The sequence below is a fragment of the Planococcus donghaensis MPA1U2 genome, assembly GCF_000189395.1.
Classification (GTDB): domain Bacteria; phylum Bacillota; class Bacilli; order Bacillales_A; family Planococcaceae; genus Planococcus; species Planococcus donghaensis_B.
Genome location: NZ_AEPB01000034.1, coordinates 29,081 through 51,349 on the forward strand (window position 1 = coordinate 29,081; position 22,269 = coordinate 51,349).

At 39.8% G+C, this 22,269-nt stretch carries 22 protein-coding genes; 15 read left to right on the forward strand and 7 right to left on the reverse strand.

Annotation, left to right across the window (positions count from 1 at the left end; all coding sequences use genetic code 11):
• Window positions 1-6: 6 nt before the first annotated feature.
• Window positions 7-1,368 carry an alanine/glycine:cation symporter family protein gene (locus tag GPDM_RS10385; RefSeq protein WP_008431184.1) on the reverse strand — a complete coding sequence of 454 codons (1,362 nt, stop codon included), beginning with the start codon at window positions 1,366-1,368 and terminating at the stop codon, window positions 7-9.
• Between the two features lie 177 nt (window positions 1,369-1,545).
• On the opposite strand from GPDM_RS10385, the gene GPDM_RS10390 reads away from it, so the two are divergent.
• Together GPDM_RS10390 and GPDM_RS10395 are read left to right on the forward strand one after the other, a co-directional pair.
• Window positions 1,546-2,007 (forward strand): YtxH domain-containing protein, encoded by a 462-nt coding sequence (locus GPDM_RS10390; RefSeq protein WP_008431186.1) that lies wholly within the window; start codon window positions 1,546-1,548, stop codon window positions 2,005-2,007.
• Window positions 2,008-2,020: 13 nt separating this feature from the next.
• Window positions 2,021-2,920 (forward strand): YihY/virulence factor BrkB family protein, encoded by a 900-nt coding sequence (locus GPDM_RS10395; protein WP_008431188.1) that lies wholly within the window; start codon window positions 2,021-2,023, stop codon window positions 2,918-2,920.
• 27 nt (window positions 2,921-2,947) lie between these two features.
• Here the strand turns inward: GPDM_RS10395 and GPDM_RS10400 are convergent, their stop codons facing one another.
• The 3 genes from GPDM_RS10400 to GPDM_RS10410 all read right to left on the reverse strand — a co-directional run bounded on the left by GPDM_RS10400 (window position 2,948) and on the right by GPDM_RS10410 (window position 5,920).
• Entirely contained in the window at window positions 2,948-4,816 is a 1,869-nt protein-coding gene (locus tag GPDM_RS10400) for a heavy metal translocating P-type ATPase (protein WP_008431190.1), read from the reverse strand.
• Between the two features lie 194 nt (window positions 4,817-5,010).
• A complete protein-coding gene (locus GPDM_RS10405; RefSeq protein WP_008431192.1) occupies window positions 5,011-5,205 on the reverse strand; it encodes an SE1561 family protein in 195 nt (64 codons plus the stop codon).
• 334 nt (window positions 5,206-5,539) lie between these two features.
• Window positions 5,540-5,920 carry an OsmC family protein gene (locus GPDM_RS10410; RefSeq protein ID WP_008431195.1) on the reverse strand — a complete coding sequence of 127 codons (381 nt, stop codon included), beginning with the start codon at window positions 5,918-5,920 and terminating at the stop codon, window positions 5,540-5,542.
• A gap of 77 nt (window positions 5,921-5,997) precedes the next feature.
• On the opposite strand from GPDM_RS10410, the gene GPDM_RS10415 reads away from it, so the two are divergent.
• Entirely contained in the window at window positions 5,998-7,173 is a 1,176-nt protein-coding gene (locus tag GPDM_RS10415) for an MFS transporter (RefSeq protein ID WP_008431197.1), read from the forward strand.
• A gap of 98 nt (window positions 7,174-7,271) precedes the next feature.
• Here GPDM_RS10415 and rlmD read toward each other — a convergent pair whose 3' ends face one another.
• Together rlmD and GPDM_RS10425 are read right to left on the reverse strand one after the other, a co-directional pair.
• On the reverse strand, window positions 7,272-8,636 hold the full coding sequence (gene rlmD, locus GPDM_RS10420; RefSeq protein WP_008431198.1) for a 23S rRNA (uracil(1939)-C(5))-methyltransferase RlmD: 1,365 nt from the start codon (window positions 8,634-8,636) through the stop codon (window positions 7,272-7,274).
• A 41-nt stretch (window positions 8,637-8,677) separates the two neighbouring features.
• Entirely contained in the window at window positions 8,678-9,580 is a 903-nt protein-coding gene (locus tag GPDM_RS10425) for a TIGR01777 family oxidoreductase (RefSeq protein ID WP_008431199.1), read from the reverse strand.
• Window positions 9,581-9,684: 104 nt separating this feature from the next.
• Here GPDM_RS10425 and recX point away from each other — a divergent pair, with 104 nt between their 5' ends.
• From recX to GPDM_RS10440, 3 genes are read left to right on the forward strand one after another with little or no spacing between them, the layout of a single operon-like run.
• The gene (gene recX, locus GPDM_RS10430; RefSeq protein ID WP_008431201.1) at window positions 9,685-10,491 is read left to right on the forward strand and encodes a recombination regulator RecX; all 807 of its coding nucleotides are present in this window, start codon (window positions 9,685-9,687) and stop codon (window positions 10,489-10,491) included.
• Entirely contained in the window at window positions 10,484-10,816 is a 333-nt protein-coding gene (locus tag GPDM_RS10435) for a YfhH family protein (RefSeq protein WP_008431202.1), read from the forward strand. The genes recX and GPDM_RS10435 overlap by 8 nt, the downstream gene beginning before the upstream one ends.
• A gap of 4 nt (window positions 10,817-10,820) precedes the next feature.
• Window positions 10,821-11,072, forward strand: coding sequence for a YfhJ family protein (locus GPDM_RS10440; RefSeq protein ID WP_008431203.1), 252 nt, complete (start codon window positions 10,821-10,823; stop codon window positions 11,070-11,072).
• Between the two features lie 62 nt (window positions 11,073-11,134).
• Here the strand turns inward: GPDM_RS10440 and GPDM_RS10445 are convergent, their stop codons facing one another.
• Entirely contained in the window at window positions 11,135-12,115 is a 981-nt protein-coding gene (locus tag GPDM_RS10445; protein WP_008431204.1) for a metal-dependent hydrolase, read from the reverse strand.
• A 145-nt stretch (window positions 12,116-12,260) separates the two neighbouring features.
• Between GPDM_RS10445 and mutY the strand changes: the two genes are divergently transcribed.
• The 9 genes from mutY to nikC all read left to right on the forward strand — a co-directional run.
• A complete protein-coding gene (gene mutY, locus GPDM_RS10450; RefSeq protein WP_081458209.1) occupies window positions 12,261-13,310 on the forward strand; it encodes an A/G-specific adenine glycosylase in 1,050 nt (349 codons plus the stop codon).
• A gap of 2 nt (window positions 13,311-13,312) precedes the next feature.
• Window positions 13,313-14,059 carry an enoyl-[acyl-carrier-protein] reductase FabL gene (fabL, locus tag GPDM_RS10455; protein WP_008431209.1) on the forward strand — a complete coding sequence of 249 codons (747 nt, stop codon included), beginning with the start codon at window positions 13,313-13,315 and terminating at the stop codon, window positions 14,057-14,059.
• A 103-nt stretch (window positions 14,060-14,162) separates the two neighbouring features.
• Window positions 14,163-14,708 carry a nucleoside tri-diphosphate phosphatase gene (gene ntdP / locus GPDM_RS10460; RefSeq protein WP_008431210.1) on the forward strand — a complete coding sequence of 182 codons (546 nt, stop codon included), beginning with the start codon at window positions 14,163-14,165 and terminating at the stop codon, window positions 14,706-14,708.
• A 59-nt stretch (window positions 14,709-14,767) separates the two neighbouring features.
• Entirely contained in the window at window positions 14,768-16,513 is a 1,746-nt protein-coding gene (locus tag GPDM_RS10465) for an ABC transporter ATP-binding protein (RefSeq protein WP_008431211.1), read from the forward strand.
• Window positions 16,514-16,665: 152 nt separating this feature from the next.
• Window positions 16,666-17,685: an ABC transporter ATP-binding protein gene (locus GPDM_RS10470; protein WP_008431212.1), complete on the forward strand. Its 1,020-nt coding sequence runs from the start codon at window positions 16,666-16,668 to the stop codon at window positions 17,683-17,685.
• The gene (locus GPDM_RS10475) at window positions 17,660-18,643 is read left to right on the forward strand and encodes an ABC transporter ATP-binding protein (RefSeq protein ID WP_008431213.1); all 984 of its coding nucleotides are present in this window, start codon (window positions 17,660-17,662) and stop codon (window positions 18,641-18,643) included. Before GPDM_RS10470 ends, GPDM_RS10475 begins: the two co-directional genes overlap by 26 nt.
• A 29-nt stretch (window positions 18,644-18,672) precedes the next feature.
• Window positions 18,673-20,283, forward strand: coding sequence for an ABC transporter substrate-binding protein (locus GPDM_RS10480; RefSeq protein ID WP_008431214.1), 1,611 nt, complete (start codon window positions 18,673-18,675; stop codon window positions 20,281-20,283).
• A gap of 85 nt (window positions 20,284-20,368) precedes the next feature.
• On the forward strand, window positions 20,369-21,373 hold the full coding sequence (locus tag GPDM_RS10485; protein WP_008431215.1) for an ABC transporter permease: 1,005 nt from the start codon (window positions 20,369-20,371) through the stop codon (window positions 21,371-21,373).
• Window positions 21,374-21,390: 17 nt separating this feature from the next.
• The coding region (nikC, locus tag GPDM_RS10490; RefSeq protein WP_008431216.1) for a nickel transporter permease at window positions 21,391-22,269 on the forward strand (879 nt) is incomplete at its 3' end.

The window sequence follows — 22,269 nt, forward strand, 5'->3', positions numbered from 1 at the left end:
GTAATGTCAATTGCCAGTCTGTTTAGCTTCTTTTTCTTCTTTGATTTTTGCAACAATACGTTTTGTTTCTAGAACAATAACACCCGACAAACCGAGAAGTCCGATTAAGTTAGGGAATGCCATTAATCCATTCATAACATCAGAGAAAGTCCATACAACATCAAGTGAAACTGTTGCACCAACAAATACCATTAAAACAAAAGCAACGCGGTATACAATTAGCAATGCTGGATTTTTAAATAAGTATTGGAAACATTTCTCTCCGTAGTAAGACCAGCCAATAATTGTAGAAGATGCAAAGAAGATCAAACCGACAGCCACAATAATTGGGCCAGCGCCTCCTAAAAATTGTTCAAAAGCAGCGGTTGTTAATGCTGCGCCTTCAAGTGATTCATCTGTATAAAGACCAGACATAACAATCGTAACCCCTGTAATCGAACAAATAATGATTGTGTCGAAAAGTACTTGAGTCATCGATACTAATGCCTGACGACCAGGTAAATCTGTAATGGCAGCAGCAGCAGCGATCGGAGCAGATCCAAGTCCGGCTTCGTTGGAGAAGACGCCTCGTGCGACACCGTATCGGATAGCGGCACCAATAGCACCACCGACTGCAGCTTCACCTGTAAATGCAGCACTAAAAATTGTGCCAAAAGCAGCTGGAATTAATTCCATGTTAAGAATCATAATAATGATTCCCGCGATAATGTAGAATAATGCCATGAAAGGTACAAAGAAAGAAGTAACGCGCCCGATGCTCTTAATCCCGCCAAGCAAAACAAGGGCAGTAAAAATTGTTAAGATAATTCCTGTAATCCATGTTGGAACACTAAATGTATCACGAACAACCGATGCAACGGAGTTTGATTGTGTTCCGTTTCCGATACCAAAGGCAGCAATGGCACCGAAGATAGCAAATAGGACTGCTAACCATTTTTGTTTTAATCCGTGTTCAAGGTAATACATAGGGCCGCCAGCCATTTGGCCTTTAGCGTCTACTACACGATATTTAACCGCAAGAACGGCCTCACCGTATTTAGTAGCCATCCCGAAGAATGCAGAAAACCACATCCAGAAAATAGCTCCAGGTCCACCAAGAATAACCGCTGTCGCAACACCGACAATATTACCGGTACCGACTGTAGCTGCCATTGCAGTGGAAAGTGCTTGGAAATGACTAATGTCTCCTTTAGAAGTCGTATCTGTGTTTTTCGTGAAAACCAGTTTTAATGCGTAAGGCAATAAGCGAAGTTGTAGGATTCCTAAACGCACGGTTAAGAAAATTCCTGTTCCTACTAATAAAATCAATAAAGGTGGTCCCCATACAAAACCGCTAATCGTACCCAATAATTCTTCAAACTGTGCCATTATTATTCCCCCTTATATCTCTCCTTTTCTATCTTAAAAACCTCCTGTAAACATAATATTCCGAAACTTCTTTCATATAGTCAAGCTATTTTTATAAAAAAAGCGTTTAGGTCTCTAAGGATTAGGGAAAATTCTTAACAGATGTGAAATTATATATATTACTGGGAGGAATTTAGGATGAGTCAAAACAAATTGATGACAGGTTTATTAGTAGGAGCAGCAGTGGGAGTTATTGTCTCACTATTTGATCGCAATACAAGAAATGATGTAATTGAGAAATCTAAAAAAGCGTCTGACAATGCAAAATACTATGCTTCGAACAGAGATGAATTAGTACAAGCATTCCAGCAACAAGCTGAAAGAGCACAAAATTTATATTCTCGTATTTCTGAAGATGCTTCGTATGTAGGCAGCAAAGTGAACGAGTTAAAAGAAATGTCTCCACAAGTAAAAGAAATGGCACTTGAAACAAAAGAGGCGTTTATGGATACGAAAGAAGCAGTAGTTGAAACAAAAGAAGATGTTATTTCAGCAGTGAAAGAAGACAATCCATCTCCAACTACTTCGTTAGGAGATAACGATTCAGACGCTTCAAACAGTCAATCCAGCGGGAATACCAATTCAGAAAATCGGTTATAGGAAGTTTATACCGATGAGACCCGCAGATCAGCAACCAACTGACAGCGAAGAACGCGCCTTTTCGAATACATATGATGTAACGAAAGGTAGCGGGTTTTTAAAAGAATTGTTTCAACGGATTAAAGACGTCGACGTGCCAGGGCTTGGAGCACAGTTGGCGTTTTTTTTCCTCTTGTCTATTTTTCCTCTATTAATATTCTTAGTTACCTTGTTGCCCTATTTGGCATTATCTCGTGGTGAAATTTTCAGCTTTCTAGAAGAAGTAGTGCCTGGAACAGTTTACGTTCTAATTGAAAGTACAGTGATAGAAGTTTTAACTACACAAAATACAGGGTTATTATCTTTTGGTATTTTAGCAACAATCTGGTCAGCTAGTCTTGGTATGAACGCATTGATTAAATCGCTGAATTTATCCTATAAAGTTGCGGAGAATCGTCCGATTCTTTTAGCTAGAGCGATGTCCATAATCTTAACTGTTTTGTTGATTTTCATTTTAATTGTGGCATTGGCTCTGCCGATTTTTGGAGAACAACTTGGCCGATTAATTTTTTCTTTTCTAGGATTAGAAGCAAATTTTTTGGTGGTATGGAATTCTGTCCGTTTTACCATTCCAGCAATCGTCATTTTTGTTGCATGCGCCATTATTTATTGGTTGGCCCCAAATGTGAGGCTTAATATTTTAAGTGTGTTGGTAGGAGCTGCGTTTGCGGCAACAGGGTGGTTGCTAACCTCTTATCTGTTCTCCATTTATGTTAAAAATTTCGGGAATTTTTCAGCAACGTATGGCAGTATCGGAGCTATTATCGTATTGATGCTTTGGTTATATGTTTCGGCGATGATATTAGTGATTGGTGGGCAAATTAATGCTGTGATGAAAGAACGAAGAGATTTATTAAAGAAAAAAGCGACGTGAATTGTTGAAAATTCATGTCGCTTTTTCTTATACATTGCGGTTTAACATACGCAAGCCATTTAAAATAACCAAAATCGTACTACCTTCATGACCAATAACACCGAGTGGGAGTGTAATGGCTTGGAAAAAATTTGAGATGATCAATAATACAATAACAGCGACGGAAAAGAAGATATTTTGTTTGACGATTCGTTGCATTTTTTTAGAAAGTCGGATTGCGTATGCAATGCGTGATAAATCATTTTTCATCAAAATGACATCTGCGGTCTCTAGTGCGATATCAGTTCCTTCTCCCATAGCAATCCCTGTAGTTGCAGTGGCGAGTGCAGGGGCATCGTTTATGCCGTCTCCTGTCATAGCCACATACTCATACTTTTTCACAAGCTTTTTCAGTTCATCGACCTTATCAGCAGGCAAGCATTCTGCAATATAATCATCAACACCTGTTTCCTTAGCAATGACTCCCGCAGTTTTGTGGTTATCTCCCGTTAGCATAATGCAATAGATTCCCGCTTTTTTTAGTTCATCAATTGTCGCTTTGGTAATGTCGCGAACCGTATCTTTTAATGCCATAGCAGCGAGTATGCCTTCACCGTCCCGAACAAAGGTTACTGTTTTCCCTTGATTCGCTAGTTTTTCCAATAAGCCATCTTCAAATGATTCTGCCAGCGACTCTCCTACAAACTTTGGTTTGCCGACAAGAAACTCTTCTTTATTAATAGTGGCTTTCAAGCCATTTCCTGGAACATCTCTAATCATTAAATTAGGCACAGGCGTAATGCCTTTAGAAACAACAAAGTCATTTATTGCTTTGGCCAAGGGATGGTTTGATTGCGACTCGATTCCAGCAATTCGTGCCATCGCTAGCTTAGGATCCGCTCCTTCGCGAATAACAAAATCAGTTACTTCGGGTTTGCCTCGCGTTAATGTTCCCGTTTTATCAAACGCAATAGCCTTGACCATGCTCAAGTTTTCTAAATGTATGCCGCCTTTGAAAATAATGCCGTTTTTTGCGCCATTTGAAATAGCTGCAAGGGTAGCCGGCATGATTGAAGCGACAAGAGCACAAGGAGAGGATACTACTAGCAAAACTATCGCACGGTAAAACGTAGTATTCCAATCCCAGCCGACTACATAATGAGGTAAAAATAACATAAGAACAAAAACCAAAATAACGACTTTTACATAACGCCCTTCAAACCGTTCGATAAACTGTTGAGAAGGAGATTTTTCGCTTTGTGCAGATTGCACCAAGTCAATAATTTTTTGGAATAAGGTCTCAGTGCTAGGCTTAGTCATTTCCATCGTGATGGTACCAGACAAATTAACCGTACCTGCAAAAAGCTCGTCTGCCTTGTATTTAGAAACAGGGAGAGCCTCACCACTAATTGCTGACTCGTCCACTGCCGTTTGCCCTTTTTGAAGGACACCGTCTACAGGAACTCGTTCTCCTGGCTTTACCACAATAGAGTCTCCAGTATTCAGTTCATTTAAAGAAACGAGAACCGTTTGATTGTCTCTAACTAACCAGGCTGTTTCAGGTTGGATTTTCATTAAAGACGTAATTTCTTTTTTGCTTTTGTTCATGGTATATGTTTCTAACGCACCACTTAAAGAAAATATGAAAATTAAAATAGCGCCTTCTGTCCAATAGCCAATAATAGAAGACCCGACAGCAGCTAAGATCATCAATATTTCAACATTCAGCTGTTTGTCCTCGATGGTTTTCAAAATGCCGTATTTGGCTTTGGCGTAGCCTCCAATTCCAAAGGCTAATATATAAATAACGGCTGAGAGAGTAGCGTATTGCTGTAGTTCGAGTGTGAAAGCGATGAGGATTAATATTCCTGACAATATAGAGGCAATTAATTCGATGTGCATTTTGATAAATGCCATGAGTGGCACCTCACTTTCTGGAATCCATTTTAATCGATCAAGAAAAATAAGAAACGACAAGGAGCTTGAGAAAGGAGAATTATAGAAATCTACTTACTTTGTAGTTTAGCACATTGCTTTAAAACAAAAGAGCGAAGAAGTCTACTAGATAAGCCAAAAGAAAAATCCGCTGCTCAAAGCAGCGGATTTACAGGCTATTGGTCTTCAGAAGGGCGATTTTGAAATTGTTTCATTTTGTCGTCCAAATCGTCAACCATCGCGATTAAACGATCAATGTCTTCTAGTTCTGTGTTTTCAGGTTCAATCGTATCTAATACTTCTAAAAACATACTTAAGCGTTGTTTCATATAAGAAACTTGCTGTTCTTTATTCGTAATGGATTTTCCCATGTGATACACCTCGTTTCGCAAGTTAATCGTAACGGAAAACGAAAAAAATTTCAATAAACTATGGGTATAACGAATTATTTTACTAGTTTTTATATTTTGAATATTTACTTAATAGATTGTGTGTGTTAAGTTAAGGTTAATCAAAAGAGAGGGGAGGCCGAAGGAAATCAGCGAAACCACATCACAGCATCAGGAAATTCGAAGGAGGCGGTTCGCACATTTCATCGGTACTTTAACCGAGAATGACTTTATGAAAGATAACCTAACCGTATATAAAACGTAAAAGGCTCATCCACCATCTGACATCAGATAGGGAATGAGCCTTTTATGATGATTAACGAATTTCGTAAGTTTCAACAACCTCAATTGAATCTTGAACAGATTGAACCATTGAACAGTTTTTACGCGTCAATTCTAAAATGCGCGGCATTTTCTCGTCTTTAATATCGCCAGTAATAATAAAATGCAAATGTACTTTTTCTACTCGACCAGCGACTTCGTCATTGCGGACCACTTCTTTTACTTCGATCTGAATATCCTCAAAAGACATCCTCATTTTATCAAATACTTTTCTCATCACACCACCACTGCAAATTGCCAATGAAGATACTAATAATTGATAAGGTCTAAAGCCATGTTCTTCATTACTGGAGATTTGCAAATCTCCGAAAGGCAAATGCCCTGTAAATCCATTTTCATTCATTGAAAAATTCATCTTATAACGCCTCCCTATGATAGAATTGTATCTGAAATCTTCTCAAATACAAAAGAACAAGCTCATAAGGAGGCACCATGAAGTCATATTTACAAAGTGCCCGTGGACGATTTTGGATTTTGGTTATCATCGTCTCAATATCCGGCTTTTCACAAGGCATGTTATTGCCATTGATTGCTATTATTTTTGAACAAGATGGGGTTTCGTCTGCATTAAATGGTCTAAGTGCCACAGGTTTATATGTGGGGACGCTGTTGATTGCGCCTTTTATGGAACCGCAACTGCGCAAGTTTGGCTATAAGCCACTCATTTTGGTAGGTGGGGGATTGGTTATTCTGTCTCTTTTTCTTTTTACGTTATGGAAATCGGTATTGTTTTGGTTTTTGTTGCGGACATTGATCGGAGTTGGAGATCAAGCACTTCATTTTTCAACACAAACATGGATTACGAGTACATCACCTCAGCACCGACTAGGTCGTAATATTGCGATTTATGGCATGTCTTTTAGTATTGGGTTTGGTGCAGGACCTTTATTTGTCCCGATGGTAGAAGTGTTCGAAGCTTTGCCATTTATCGTATCTGGAATTCTTTGCTTAGGGGCATGGTCGTTGGTTTTGTTAGTGAAAAATGATTTTCCTGAAGTGACTGGCAGCGCCATGACAGCACGAGGAACGATAGGACGTTTTAAAGCAGCCCTTCTAATCGCATGGGTCGCATTTTTACCGCCACTAGGCTATGGATTTTTAGAAGCCTCTCTTAATGCAATTTACCCTGTCTATGCGTTACGACAATCAATTGAAGTTGGCATGGTTTCAATAATGCTAGCTGCTTTTTCAGCTGGAGCCATTGCTACGCAATTGCCGTTAGGAAACTTGAGTGATCGCATTGGCCGAAAAAAAGTATTGTTAGTAGCGTTAGTCGGTGGGGCGATGGTTTTTGTAGCTTCTAGCTTTTATGAAACAAATGCATGGGTGACGGTAGGTTTCTTTGCTGTAGCCGGTATGTTTGTTGGTTCTACATTTTCACTCGGCATATCATACATGGCCGATTTGATGCCAAAAGAGTTATTGCCGACAGGGAACTTATTGTGTGGAATTGCATTTAGCATTGGAAGTTTAGCAGGACCTACAATGGGCGGAGTGTTTATTCAATACGCAGGAGGATTAAGCTTCTTATTACTTATTGCGAGTATATTAGTGGTAATTGCCATACCTATAGCATTAAAAAAGCCAAATCAAACAAGTAGTGTTTAACAAAGGAATTTCGTCTTCCTTTTTTAAAATGATTAGAGTGATATGTTCCTATTAAAAACTGTAGCCAACTCGATTTATTCGAGTTGGCTACAGTTTTTTTATTTCAGTACTAATTTCGTGACGGATTCTACTTGCGCAGTTTGTGGGAACATATCAACCGGTTGAATATATTCGATTCGATAAATTTTCGTGAGTTGTTGCAAGTCTTTCGCCAAAGTAGAAGGATTACAAGACGTATATACAAAACGTTTTGGTTTAACTTTCAAGATGGTTTGTAAGAGCGAATCTGCTAGACCTGTACGCGGCGGATCGACCGTTAATACATCGGGAACAAATCCTTCATTGCTCCAAAGCTCTAACCATTTTTCGGCTGTGCCTGTTACGTATTTCGCAGTATATCCTTGTGCTTTCGCATTTGCTTTTGCATCGACCACACTTTCATGTAGAACGTCCATGCCACGAACTTCTTTCGCACTATCTGCTAACCAAAGACCAATTGTCCCAACGCCGCAATAAGCATCAACCACAGTTTCTTTCCCTGTTAATTGGGCAGCGCGTTTGATTTCATCATACAACTTAACGGTTTGTGTCGGGTTGAGTTGGAAAAAGGCGCGTGCAGATAAATCGAATGCTAATTCGCCAAGTTCTTCGTGAATGGTATCTTTACCAAATAATGTGATGGTTTCATCACCAAATACAAGAGATGTTTTCTCTTTATTGATATTTTGGACGATGGATACTAAATTGGTATCAATTTTCTTCAATCGTTCTAGTAATAATTCTTTTTGTGGAATTTTTGAGCGTGTTGTTACGAGAACAAGTTGAATTTCACCTGTATTGACTCCTGTGCGTACGACGATTGTGCGGATAATTCCTTTCATCGTCTTGCCATCATATATCGGCATTTTCAATTCCTCTAAAATGCGTTTAACGGCATTTGTTATGACGGTTGTATCTGGATGTTGAACGATACATTCATCAATATCTAAAAGTTGATGAGAACCTTCAGCAAACAATCCAGCGATGACTTTCGAGCCTTTTAAGCGTGTTTGAAATTGGCTTTTATTGCGGTAACGCCAAGGATCTTCCATACCGATTGTTTCTTCGACTTGAACCTTTGTTCCTTTTAAATACCGTTCCAATGCTTGAACGACCAAGTCGCGTTTTTCAACAAGCTGTTGACTATACGTCATATGTTGCAACTGACAGCCGCCGCATGCTTCATAAATCGGGCAAGGTGGAGTTTGGCGATGAGGTGACGCTGTGCGAATCTTAATAATACGTGCTTGAGCAAAATTTCGTTTGACCACCGTTACTTGGGCAGTAATTTCTTCTCCTGGCAAAGCTCCAGGCACGAATACGACATTGCGTTTAAAATAGCCAATGCCTTCTCCGTTGATCCCGAGTCGTTTAATCGTCATCGGAATTTTTTGACCTTCTTCAATAATAGGTTTATCGTTCATGGATCTCACATCCTTCAGTTAATCATCTCCCCATTATAGTCTTATTTGTAGATATCAGCCAGTGCTGATCGCAAATTCGGAAACTTGAATTGAAAACCATGTTGTTCAAGAACAGTCGGCAGCACTTTTTGTCCTTCAAGAACAAGCTGGCTTTTGTCTCCCAATACGGCCTTCATCGCAATAGACGGGACTGGGATCCAATGAGGCCGCCCAAGAACATGACCAATTTCTTTACCAAACTCTTTCATTTGTTTCGGATGCGGCGCTGTCACGTTAAAAGCCCCACTTAATTGATCATTATCAAGTGCAAAGATTAATGCGCGTGCTACATCTTTAATATGAATCCATGACAGCCATTGTTTACCAGATCCTACAGTACCACCAGCGAACATTTTATAAGGCAATGCCATTAGTGGTAAAGCCCCTCCATTTTTCCCGAGAATAATCCCGAAACGCCCACAGGCTACACGTAATCCGTCTTCTTCAGCACGGTGAGCTAAAATTTCCCAATCGCGAACCGTTTGTGCCAAGAAATCTGAACCGAGATCAGCAGAAGCCTCGGTATACGTAACTGTTTGAGAAGGTGGATAAATACCGACTGCGCTAGCATTCACTAAAACATTTGGCTTATTCTTTAGTTTATGAATAATGCGCAGTAATTCATTTGTGGCATCCATCCGACTTGAATAAATCAGTTTTTTCTGCTCTTCACTCCAACGCCCATCGTTTATCGAAGCGCCCGCTAAATTGATAAAAGCATCAACGCCTTCTAACTGCTCTTCGGGCTTTGCATCTTCAGTTAACCACTTTACATATGTAATTCTGCTCTCAGAAGTTTCTTTCGCTTTTCTTGTCAAAATATACACTTCATCGCCTCTAGCGATTAATAAACGAACCAATTCTTTGCCTACAAATCCAGTACCACCAGTAATTGCAATTTTCATATCCATCGCCTCCTATTTCTTACTAGCATACCCTTTTAGAGGTCACGCTATGCCATTGTTTGACTGAAAGGTGTATAATAAAACAAGAAGAGAGGTGCCAGTAAATGCCGATTATTTCGAAAATCACACAGGGAAAGAAAAACCCTGAAAGGTATAACATCTTCTTTGAAGATAAATATGCTTTTAGCGTGGATGAGGCGGTGCTTATCCGGTATCAGCTCACAAAAGGAAAAGAGCTGGATCAATGGACCATCGAAGAAGTCAATTTCGAAGATGAAGTCCGAAAAGCTTATAACAAAGCACTCTACTATCTTGGTTTCCGTATGAGAAGTGAAGGCGAAGTACGTCAAAAACTAAAAGAAAAAGAATACGGAGATGCCGTAATAGATGAAGCCATCAAGAAATTGTATACTCATAATTTCTTAGATGACCAGCAATTTTCAGAAGCGTTAATGCGAACGCAAATCAAATCCGGTAAAAAAGGTCCGCGCGCCATTCAGCAAGATATGCAAAAGAGAGGAATTGATAAACAGATGCAAAAAGATGTTTTGGATTCCTATTCAGAAGAAGAACAATTAGAAGTTGCAAAAGGGCTCGCAGAGAAAATTGCCTTGAAAGAAAAAATGAAAACACCAAGTCAAATCAATCAAAAAATTAGCGATACTTTGATGAGAAAAGGCTATAACTACGCGCTGATTAAATTAGCGATTGAAGATTTAGATTTGGAAAAAGATGAAGATCAATGGACAGAAATGATTGCAGAGCAAGGGGATAAACTATGGCGTAAGCATAGTTCAAAACTGACGGGTTATGATTTAAAGTCAAAAGTAAAACAAGGACTTTATCAAAAAGGATTCCCGAGTGAAGTAATCAACGAATATTTAGAAAAAAAGGAGCTTGAAGATGACTGAACAAAAGCCTTATAGTGATATGACAGAGCATGAACTTAATGGTGAAATCGCTCGGTTAAGAGAGAAAGCAAGAAAAGCCGAACAACTCGGCATCATTAATGAATTTGCGGTACTCGAGCGAAAAGCAACAATGGCAGCAGCCTATTTATTAGATCCTGCTGATTTTAAACCAGGGGAAGTTTACCGCATTGAAGGAGATCCGAATGTTTATTTTCAAATCGATTATTTGAAAGGTCGATTTGCTTGGGGTTATCGTATGGGTGGAGAAAAACATACGGAAGCGTTGCCGATTTCCATGCTGCGCCCGTTGAAAGAAGGGAAGTAAGCAAATGAAAGAAATTATTGAGCAATTAACGATTGAGTTATTAGAAAAAAATCCGAATCTTTCTGAAGAAAAAGCACGTACGTGGATTGAACTGTTGGCATCCGATTTTGAATCGTCTTATGCGAAAGCAGGATATGATTATCAAGGAACAGCAGTAGTCGAGAAAGTGATGCGTCAGTGGATCGATAGCTACGGCGACAAAATCCATGAGTTTGCCGGGACTAATCCAAAATACGCACATTTATTAAAAGACTAACAAAACACAAAATAACTGTAAAAACTAAAAAAAGAAAACGCGCACCCTGGGGTGTGCGTTTTCTAGTTATGACTAAAGTCTAATTTTTTCCTTAATTTGTCTTCACTGAAAATCCAACCGGTATAGGAATTGATGATATTGCAATCCTTGTCTAAATGGGCAACCGCAACAAACGGGTAATAATCATTGCTTCGGTATCGCAAATCAATTAGTCGTACTTCAAATACTTCACCGTATTCATTGATTTCCCAACGGTATAAAGGAGAAAAAGAAATAAATGCAGCAATATTTTTATCTTTCATCGCCGCTTGCATCAAATTGTTTTTAGGCATTTCTTTTTTCATAAACTTGTCGTAAATGTTAATTGTCCGACCGTAAGCTCGTCCAACAAAATGGTGACGATCCGTATCAGCTGCAATACGCCAATGGAAAAAGCGCATTGTCGGGGCAACAAAAACGTTCGTAGCACCTGGAATGGTATTCAGGACAGCATGTTTAATCGCTGCTTGTAAAGCAAATCGTGCAATGTAATAAAAGAAGAGAACAATGTATAGCAGACTTATGGTTAAAACAGGATTTGCACCAAATGCCCAAATAATTAAAGCTAATACATGGGCTCCAAAAATGATTGGATCAAATGTATTGATGACACCTAGCGCAATCCATCGGTCAGAGAATGGCCGGAGTGCTTGAGTGCCATAAGAATTGAAGATATCAACAAAAACATGCAGAAAAACAGCTAAAAATGACCAAAGCCACAGATGAAGTAAATTGGCTTCTGGAAAAAAGAAGTATAGACCTCCTGCAATTAACAGTGGCCACATTAATACAGCTGGGATCGAATGTGTCGCACCTCTATGATGTCGAATATAAACAGCGTTATCTCGTAATTTTAAAACGGTATCAATATCTGGTGCTAACGATCCGATAATAACACCGGAAACGACAGCAGTCATGGTAGCGGGGTTACTGACGACGGCAGGATCTGCCATTGCGAGGCCGCCAAGGGAAATACCCATGACAATGTGAGTACCTGTATCCATTGTCTCATCCCCCTCTCTATAGAAGTTATATTTATGGAGAACGTAAAATTTTTGGTAAAATAAACGTATTCCTCATTTTAATATACCCGAAATGGAACGGAGATAATCAAGTTGAACGGAGGTTGCAACCATTACACTTAAAAAAATACAATTTCAAAACGATCTTATCGATTGGTTTGCAGCAGAGAAAAGAGATTTGCCTTGGAGACGTACAGCAGACCCTTATCAAATCTGGATTTCAGAAATTATGTTGCAGCAAACTCGAGTCGATACAGTTATTCCTTATTATAAACGCTTTGTCGAAAAGTTTCCTACCTTAAATGATTTAGCAGAGGCTGACGAGCAAATTCTCCTAAAGCAGTGGGAAGGGCTCGGTTATTATTCTCGTGCACGAAATTTACAAGCAGGCGTAAAAGAAGTGGCTGAGAATTATGGAGGAATCGTACCGAATAACCGAAAAGAAATCTCCTCATTAAAAGGTGTGGGTCCTTATACAGCTGGTGCCGTATTAAGTATCGCTTATGGTATTCCAGAACATGCAGTAGATGGCAACGTTATGCGGGTGTTGTCGCGAATTCTTTTGATAGAAGAAGACATTGCGAAGCCAAAAACACGTAAAATTTTTGAAGAAGCAGTAACTGAAATCATTAGTCATGAAGATCCTTCTTCATTCAATCAAGGATTAATGGAGCTGGGCGCGTTAATTTGTACGCCGACTTCTCCTAAATGTTTGTTATGTCCGGTACGCGAACATTGCGCGGCATTTCATGAAGGCAAACAAAACGAATTGCCCATTAAAACAAAAGCTAAAAAAACAAAATCATTGCAGTACGCCATGGTGGCCATACGAAATAACGATCGACTGCTAATGGAGCAGCGCCCGAGTACCGGGTTGCTTGCAAATATGTGGCAGTTCCCGATACTTGAAACATCAGTAGAGGTCTTGCCTTTAGAGATTGAAGAGCAGCTGTCGGAAAGATTCAAAGGCATTGTCGACAATGCTGAAAAAATTACTTCTTTCAAACATGTCTTTTCTCATTTAACATGGAATGTGGATGGCTTTGTAGCCGAAAGTAAAAATATTGATGTGCCTGCTCATATGAAATGGGTAACAGCAGAAGAGTTAGATTTATTGCCGATTGCAGGACCTGTTCAAAAAATGAAAACAGCTTTACAACAAAGAGGAGATGTTTGATAATGGCAGAACAAAAAGTGGCATTAGTAACAGGAAGTAGTAAAGGACTTGGCAAAGCGCTTGCAATTGCGCTTGCAGAACAAGGATACGATATCGTTGTCAACTATGCGCGCAGCAAAACAGCAGCACTTGATACTGTAAAAGAAATTGAAGCAAGAGGACAAAAAGCATTATTAGTTCGTGCGAACGTAGGCGATGTCGAAAAACTACGCGGCATGTTCGAGACGATTAAAGAAGAATTTGGTCGTTTAGATGTATTTGTTTCTAATGCAGCATCAGGTGTATTGCGTCCAATTATGGAATTAGAAGAATCTCACTGGGACTGGACGATGAACATCAATGCAAAAGCGATGCTATTTGGTGCGCAAGAAGCTGCGAAATTAATGGACAAAGGCGGTAAAATTATCGGCATTAGTTCATTAGGTTCAATTCGGTATTTGGAAAATTATACTACAATCGGTGTTTCAAAAGCCGCAGTAGAATCGATTACTCGTTATTTAGCTGTTGAAATGGCTCCTCTTGGTATTGCGGTGAATACGGTGTCTGGCGGAGCGCTTGATACAGATGCATTAAAACATTTCCCGAACCGTGACGATTTACTAGAAGATGCGCGTATTAATACGCCAGCAGGTCGTATGGTTGAAGTTGACGACATGGTTAAAGCAGCAATGTTCTTGATCTCTTCTGACTCGGATATGATTCGTGGTCAGACCATAATTGTTGACGGTGGACGTTCGGTCGTCATGTAATCCTTTGGTCCTTATGCCTTATTGCTGTATGTTTTCAGAATTGATTGATATAATACGGAAATAGCAGATAAATAATGGCTTAGACAAAAAGGTGGGGTAGTACATGGCGATTCCTGCGGAGGGTGAAACAATCCAAATCCACAGTTATAAACACAATGGTCGCATCCACCGTGTCTGGCAGGAAACAACTGTACTGAAAGGTACGAATAATATTGTAATTGGTGCAAATGAACGGACGCTAGTGACAGAATCCGATGGACGAACTTGGTTAACGCGTGAACCTTCAATTTGTTATTTTCACGCAGAGCATTGGTTTAACATCATCTGCATGCTCCGAGAAGACGGTGTTTATTATTATTGCAATGTCAGTTCTCCATTCGTTTATAATAATGGCTCGTTGAAATACATCGATTACGACTTGGACGTAAAAGTGTTTCCAGACATGTCGTACACGTTATTGGATGAAGACGAATATGAAGACCACAAGCGGCAAATGGGTTATCCGGAAGTGATAGATCAAATACTTCACCGAAATGTAGAAAAACTGATCGGCTGGATTAAACAGCGCAAAGGACCGTTTGCCCAAGACTTTATCGAAGTATGGACGAACCGCTATGAATTTCATAGGTTAAACCGGATTCGCGATTAAAATGAAAACCTGTTGCTTGCCGACAGGTTTTTCGTTTTGTAAAGAATGGAGTGGAAAGTTTGAGCAGTATGAAACGCTATATGCAGTTTGTCAAACCGTATTATTGGCAAATTGCACTGACGATTGTCATCGGGATATTTAAGTTCGCGATACCGCTATTTATACCGCTACTGATCAAAATCGTTATTGACGATATTATTGGAGCGGATGCCCTGTCTGATGCAGAAAAGTTAAGACAGCTGTATATGTGGCTCGGGGGGACCGCAATTGTCTTTTTCTTATTAAGACCGCCAATTGAATATTTCCGTCAGTATTATGCACAATATGTCAGCAATAAAATTCTATATGATATTCGTGGTTATTTATATGGTCATTTGCAACGTTTGAGCTTACGCTATTATGCAAATACACGCGCAGGCGAAATTATTTCACGGATGATTAATGACGTAGAGCAAACAAAAAACTTCGTGATGATCGGTTTGATGAATGTCTGGTTAGACCTTGCGACAATTATCATTGCCATTATCATTATGTTAACAATGGATGTGTCATTAACTATTGTGGCGTTACTAGCGTTTCCATTTTACGCATTCAGCGTAAAGTATTTCTTTGGTCGTTTACGTGATTTGACGCGTGCACGCTCACAAGCTTTAGCAAATGTTCAAAGTTATTTGCACGAGCGAGTCCAAGGAATGAGCATTATTAAAAGTTTTGCGTTAGAAAAGCATGAACAGAAAATTTTTAACGATACGAACGATCAATTTTTAGAAAAGGCAATTGACCATACGAAATGGAATGCTAAAGCATTTGCAGTGGTCAATACCATAACGGATGTTGCTCCATTAATGGTTATTGGGTATGCCGGTTATCAAGTAATTCAAGGAAATTTAACACTTGGTACGATGGTTGCGTTTATCGCATATATTGAGCGTCTTTACAGTCCGCTGCGTCGTTTAGTCAATTCTTCAACCACATTGGTTCAATCATTAGCTTCGATGGATCGTGTTTTTGAGTTAATAGATGAAGATTACGATGTAACGGATAAAAAAAAAGCGCATGATTTAAACGTCGTTGATGGCAAATTAGAATTCCGCGATGTTTCTTTCCATTACAATGATGGTGGAACTGAAGTGCTGTCGAATTTGAATTTCACTGTAAAGCCGGGAGAGACAGTTGCTTTTGTAGGGATGAGCGGCGGCGGTAAATCGACCATCGTCTCCTTGATTCCACGATTTTACGATGTGACAAGTGGTGCCATTTATATGGATGACCATGATTTGCGCGACGTATCAACCCATACATTACGCGATCAAATTGGTTTAGTATTGCAAGATTCGATTCTTTTCAGTGACTCAGTGAAAGCCAATATTCTCATGGGGAAACCAGGAGCAACAGATGAAGAAGTAATTGCGGCTGCTAAGGCTGCAAACGCTGACGAATTTATTTCACAGTTGCCTGAAGGTTATGACACTAAAGTTGGCGAACGTGGAGTGAAATTATCTGGAGGACAGAAACAACGTGTGGCAATTGCACGCGTGTTCTTGAAAAATCCACCGATTCTTATTTTAGACGAAGCTACTTCAGCGCTCGATCTTGAAAGTGAAGCGTTAATACAAGATTCGTTGGAACGATTAGCCCATGACCGAACCACTTTAGTTGTAGCGCATCGTCTTTCAACTATCACACATGCAGACCAAATTCTTGTAATTGACCGAGGCAAACTTGCTGAAAGAGGAACACATAATGAACTGATGAAGCAACAAGGTGTCTACTATAATTTATTCCAAGTCCAGCATTTTAATTGAATTAGTTAAGAGCCTCCAAAATATTGGAGGCTTTTTTTCTATGCCAAGAGCTTCCAGGTAATACTAAGAAGGTATTGCATTAATAATAATATTACGTATAATTGAAAGAAGGAGAATGTTCTGAATTATTTTTGTGTAAAAGGGGGAGCATCATGACTGAGCGTAAAACCATCTTAGACGTTAAAGGTTTACAAACATCCTTTTTCACAGACGATGGAGAGATACCAGCAGTAGATAATGTAAATTTTCACATACGAGAAGGTGAAGTGCTTGGCATTGTCGGTGAATCGGGATGCGGAAAAAGTGTAACTTCACTTTCAATAATGGGTCTAGTTCCAAGTCCACCAGGAAAAATTAAAGGTGGAGAGATTTTATTTCAGGATAAAGATTTAACAAAATTATCCGAGAAAAAAATGCGGGAAATCAGAGGGAATGATATCGCGATGATTTTCCAAGAACCGATGACTTCGTTAAACCCGTTGTTCACAATCGGCAATCAGCTTCGTGAAGCCATTAAAATTCATAAAAAAGATTGGTCAAAAGAACAAGTTCAAGAACGCGCAATTGAGATGATGAAGTTAGTTGGGTTGCCAAGACCAGAAGGCTTAATGAAGGAATATCCCCACCAGCTATCAGGCGGAATGCGACAACGTGTCATGATTGCAATGGCTTTGTTGTGTGATCCGAAAGTACTTATTGCGGATGAACCGACAACGGCACTTGATGTAACCATTCAGTCTCAAATTTTAAAACTAATAAAAAATCTAAATGAACGTTTAAATACAGCCGTGTTATTGATTACTCATGACCTTGGAGTAGTAGCTGAAACTTGTGAGCGAGTCGTTGTCATGTATTCAGGAAAAGTGGTTGAAGAAGGACCTGTTCACACCATTTTCAATGATCCACAACATCCTTATACAAAAGGTTTGCTTGAGTCAGTTCCAGATATGCGCTTTAAAAAAGATCGACTTTACTCGATTCCTGGAAACGTTCCCAAACCGGGATCGGTTAAAACAGGATGCAAGTTTGCGGCACGTTGCGAATTTGCTTTTGATCGCTGCATAACGGAAAGTCCAGAACTGTACCAAACAGCAGAAGATCATCAAACACGCTGTTTCCTATTTGATCCGAAGGAGGTACAGTCGCATGACAGAACCATTATTGAAAGTTGAAGGACTTAAAAAGTATTTTCCGATTAAGTCGGGAATTTTAGGTAAAGTAAGCAATCATGTAAAAGCTGTAGACGATGTATCATTCACCGTTCAAGAAGGCGAGACGTTAGGAATTGTTGGGGAATCAGGTTGTGGAAAATCTACAACAGGACGAATGTTGATGCGTCTTTTAGAACCAACTGAAGGCGTTGTAACTTTTGATGGCCAAGAATTAACGAGTCTATCAAACAGCGATATGCGTAAAGCGCGTCGAGATATTCAAATGGTTTTCCAAGATCCATACGCGTCATTAAACCCTCGTCATACGATTGAGAAAATTTTAATGGAACCGCTTAATGTTCATAATATAGGCGATCCAAAAGAGCGCAAAAAGAAAGTTCATGAGTTTTTGGAAATTGTCGGTTTAAGCAGTTACCATGCAAAGCGCTATCCTCACCAATTTAGTGGTGGTCAAAGGCAGCGTATTGGAATTGCACGAGCATTAATGACAAATCCAAAACTGATTATTGCAGATGAACCCGTTTCAGCACTTGATGTATCAATTCAGGCGCAAGTATTGAATTTGATGCAAGACTTGCAAAAAGAGCTGAAACTTACTTATATATTCATTGCCCATGATTTAGGGGTGGTTCGTCATATAAGCGACCGTGTGGGTGTGATGTATCTAGGGCAAATGGCAGAACTTGCTAACACTGAGGATTTATATGAAAAACCACTTCATCCGTATACGCAAGCCTTATTGGCTGCAGTACCGGTACCGGACCCAGATTTTGTCCGAGAAGAAGTGATTATCACGGGTGATGTTCCAAGCCCGGCAAATCCACCAAGCGGTTGTAGGTTCCATACTCGCTGTCCATTTAAAATGGACATTTGTTCAGAAGTAGTACCAGTTTTTGCAGAAGTTGAAGAAGGTCATTCTGTTGCCTGTCATCTTTACGAAGAGTCCAGGCCGCAATGATAATAAATAGAAAAAATGGAGGGGTTAACTTGGGAAAGAAAAAGTTTTTAACGTGGTCATTATTATTGCTTTTATTAGTCTCAACAGCACTTTTTGGCTGTAGTTCTGACGAAAGCTCAGAAGAAGGCGGTAGCGAAGGAGGATCCTCTGAAGAGAAGACATTGATCTTTGGACGTGGAGGCGACTCTGTTTCTCTTGATCCAATCGCAGTTACTGACGGTGAATCATTTAAAGTAACAAAAAACATTTTTGATACGCTAGTAAACTTTGGTGAACAGGATACAGAGATTGAACCTGGATTGGCGTCTGAATGGACTCCTTCAGAAGACGGACTGACGTATACGTTCAAATTGCAAGAAGGCGTTAAGTTCCACGATGGCACTGATTTTAATGCAGAAGCTGTAGTGAAAAACTTTGAGCGCTGGGCAGCTGGTGACGGCGAGAAGTTCCCTTATTACGGTTCTATGTTTGGTGGATACGGTGATGATGAAGGACATGTTATCGAATCTGTTGAAGCAACAGGCGATTACGAAGTTGTCTTTACATTAAAACGTCCACAAGCACCATTCCTTAAAAACTTGGCAATGAGCCCATTTGCGATTGCATCTCCAACTGCAGTTGAAGAAGCTGGGGACTCTTTCGGAGATAACCCAGTTGGAACAGGTCCATTTAAATTTGTTGAATGGAAACGTAACGATACAATTACGATCGAGAAGTTTGATGATTACTGGGTGGAAGGCGAACCTAAATTGGATCAAGTCGTATTCCGCGCAATTCCAGATAACTCAGCTCGTTTAAATGCTTTATTATCAGGAGAAATTGATTTGGCAGATGGAATTACACCATCTGATGCTGGAACAATCGAAGGCGACGATAACCTTCAATTGTTTGAACGTCCATCTATGAACGTCGGCTACCTTGGAATGACTGTAACACGTGAACCTTTTGATGATCCTAAAGTACGTCAAGCGGTAAATCATGCAATCGACAAACAGGCGATTGTAGATGCATTCTTTGAAGGACGCGCAGAAGTAGCGAAAAACCCAATTCCGCCAGTAATTAGCGGATATAACGATAGCATTGAAGATTACGAATACAGCCCGGAAAAAGCAAAAGAATTATTAGCTGAAGCTGGTCTTGAAGATGGCTTTGACATGGAGCTTTATGCAATGCCAGTTCCACGTCCATATATGCCAGATGGTCAAAAAGTAGCGGAAGCAATCCAAAAGAATTTGGCTGATGTTGGCATTAATGCTGAGATCGTATCATTTGAATGGGCAACGTATTTAGAAAAAGCTGCAAACGGAGAAGCTGATGCATTCCTACTAGGATGGACTGGCGATAACGGCGATGCAGATAACTTCCTATATGCTTTGCTTGATCAAGATAATGTCGGTACAAACAACTATACGTACTATGAAAGCCAAGAATTGCACGATGTTCTTATTAAAGCTCAATCAGAAGTTGATGAGGATACAAGAAACGAATTATACATGCAAGCTCAAGAAATCATCCATGAAGATGCTCCTTGGGTTCCACTTGCTCACTCTACACCGCTATTAGCTGGTGGGAAAAACGTAATTAATTTCAAAGCACATCCAACAGGTTCTGACAAATTGGCTTCAGTAGATTTAGAGTAGGCAATTCACGGGAGGGAGTCGGGATGATTTCCTCCCCCTTTTTTTTACAGTTATACATATTGCAAGAGATGGAGAGGTGAAGAAGATGCTTCACTATATTGGAAGAAGGCTTTTACAGTTAATCCCAGTGTTACTCGGCATGACATTTATCGTCTTTATGATTATCCGTGCAATTCCTGGTGATCCTGCACAAGTTATTCTTGGTCAGCAAGCATCCGAAGAAGCAATAAAAGCATTACGAACAAATCTAGGGTTAGACAATCCATGGTATATCCAGTATTTTGACTACCTAAAAGGACTGGTTACTGGCGATTTAGGAGAATCACTTCGTACACGTACTCCTGTAGTAGATGAAGTATGGCCATATTTGGCAGCTACGATTGAGCTTTCTTTATTTGCTATTATTATTGCGGTAATTATCGGAATCAATGCAGGTATTATTTCAGCTTGGTTTCAAAATTCTTGGTTTGACTATTTAGCGATGATTATTGCATTGATTGGGGTATCAATGCCGATTTTCTGGCTTGGGTTAATGAACCAATGGATTTTCTCGATTGAACTTGGGATTTTACCGACTACTGGTCGAGAAAATGTTCGAGACCCTGTCGATGTCATTACTGGATTCTATGTACTAGATACATTGATGGCAGGAGATTTTAACCAATTGTCTACTGTACTTAAACACCTTGTATTACCAGGAACAGCTTTAGCGACTATTCCAATGGCGATTATTGCTAGAATGACGCGTTCAAGTATGCTAGAAGTTATGCGTTCTGACTTTGTTCGAACAGCTCGGTCAAAAGGGCTATCCATGTTTTGGGTAGTTTACAAACATGCGCTTAAAAATGCAATCATTCCAGTGTTAACGATTATTGGGCTTCAAATGGGGCTTCTACTTGGTGGGGCTATTTTGACAGAAACTATTTTCGGATGGCCAGGAATTGGCCGTTATATTTATGAAGCGATTGGTTTCCGTGATTACCCGGTTATTCAGTCAGGCATTTTAATTGTTGCGTTTATCTTTGTTATGATCAATTTACTTGTCGATTTGCTATACGGTTTAGTTGATCCACGCATCAAATATGACTAGGAAGGAGGAGACGTATTATGGCTGAAACAGTAAACAACCAAGAAAAAGAAGAACTGCAGAAAGTCGCTGGTCCTTGGAAAGAGGCATGGCGAGGTTTCCGTAAAAGTAAAGTAGCGGTTGTTGGTATGGGAATCGTAATTTTCTTTATCCTATTAGCAATTTTCGGACCGCTAATTACATTGCAAGGCATCAATGAACAAAATCTGTCTCAACGGCTTATGCCTCCTTCTTCTACTCATTGGATGGGTACGGACGATTTTGGACGAGATATTTTATCACGAGTTGTATATGGCGCTCGAATTTCATTATGGGTCGGCTTTTTAGCAGTTGTTGGATCTGTGATTGTGGGAAGTATTTTTGGGATATTAGCAGGTTATTACGGTCGTTGGGTAGATACAATTATTTCGCGTATCTTTGATATTATGCTAGCATTCCCAAGTATTCTACTTGCAATTGCAGTTGTATCGGTTTTAGGACCTTCTTTACGTAATGCGTTAATTGCGATTGCAATCATCAACGTACCAAACTTTGGACGTTTGATCCGTTCAAAAGTATTGAGTATTAAAGAAGATGAATACATTATGTCAGCAAAAGCGATTGGCATGAAAGATAACAGAATTTTGATTTCGCATATTTTACCGAATTCCATGGCGCCAGTTATTGTTCAAGGAACATTGGCGATTGCGACGGCAATCATTGAAGCAGCAGCTCTTGGATTCTTAGGGTTAGGTGCACAAGCTCCATCTCCAGAATGGGGCAAAATGTTAGCAGATTCGCGATCGTATTTAACAAATGCACCTTGGACAATGATTTTCCCTGGGGTAGCAATTATGTTAACAGTATTAGGCTTTAACTTAATGGGTGACGGCTTACGTGACGCATTAGATCCACGAATG

Coding starts and splice junctions, on each gene's coding strand:
- GPDM_RS10390 (WP_008431186.1), top strand. CDS start 1,546: ATGAGTCAAAACAAATTGATGACAGGTTTATTAGTAGGAGCAGCAGTG.
- GPDM_RS10435 (WP_008431202.1), top strand. CDS start 10,484: ATGACTGAACAAAAGCCTTATAGTGATATGACAGAGCATGAACTTAAT.
- GPDM_RS10405 (WP_008431192.1), bottom strand. CDS start 5,205: ATGGGAAAATCCATTACGAATAAAGAACAGCAAGTTTCTTATATGAAA.
- GPDM_RS10400 (WP_008431190.1), bottom strand. CDS start 4,816: ATGGCATTTATCAAAATGCACATCGAATTAATTGCCTCTATATTGTCA.
- GPDM_RS10410 (WP_008431195.1), bottom strand. CDS start 5,920: ATGAATTTTTCAATGAATGAAAATGGATTTACAGGGCATTTGCCTTTC.
- rlmD (WP_008431198.1), bottom strand. CDS start 8,636: ATGAACGATAAACCTATTATTGAAGAAGGTCAAAAAATTCCGATGACG.
- GPDM_RS10425 (WP_008431199.1), bottom strand. CDS start 9,580: ATGAAAATTGCAATTACTGGTGGTACTGGATTTGTAGGCAAAGAATTG.
- GPDM_RS10470 (WP_008431212.1), top strand. CDS start 16,666: ATGACTGAGCGTAAAACCATCTTAGACGTTAAAGGTTTACAAACATCC.
- GPDM_RS10385 (WP_008431184.1), bottom strand. CDS start 1,368: ATGGCACAGTTTGAAGAATTATTGGGTACGATTAGCGGTTTTGTATGG.
- GPDM_RS10415 (WP_008431197.1), top strand. CDS start 5,998: ATGAAGTCATATTTACAAAGTGCCCGTGGACGATTTTGGATTTTGGTT.
- GPDM_RS10440 (WP_008431203.1), top strand. CDS start 10,821: ATGAAAGAAATTATTGAGCAATTAACGATTGAGTTATTAGAAAAAAAT.
- GPDM_RS10475 (WP_008431213.1), top strand. CDS start 17,660: ATGACAGAACCATTATTGAAAGTTGAAGGACTTAAAAAGTATTTTCCG.
- GPDM_RS10445 (WP_008431204.1), bottom strand. CDS start 12,115: ATGGATACAGGTACTCACATTGTCATGGGTATTTCCCTTGGCGGCCTC.
- GPDM_RS10485 (WP_008431215.1), top strand. CDS start 20,369: ATGCTTCACTATATTGGAAGAAGGCTTTTACAGTTAATCCCAGTGTTA.
- recX (WP_008431201.1), top strand. CDS start 9,685: ATGCCGATTATTTCGAAAATCACACAGGGAAAGAAAAACCCTGAAAGG.
- GPDM_RS10395 (WP_008431188.1), top strand. CDS start 2,021: ATGAGACCCGCAGATCAGCAACCAACTGACAGCGAAGAACGCGCCTTT.
- fabL (WP_008431209.1), top strand. CDS start 13,313: ATGGCAGAACAAAAAGTGGCATTAGTAACAGGAAGTAGTAAAGGACTT.
- ntdP (WP_008431210.1), top strand. CDS start 14,163: ATGGCGATTCCTGCGGAGGGTGAAACAATCCAAATCCACAGTTATAAA.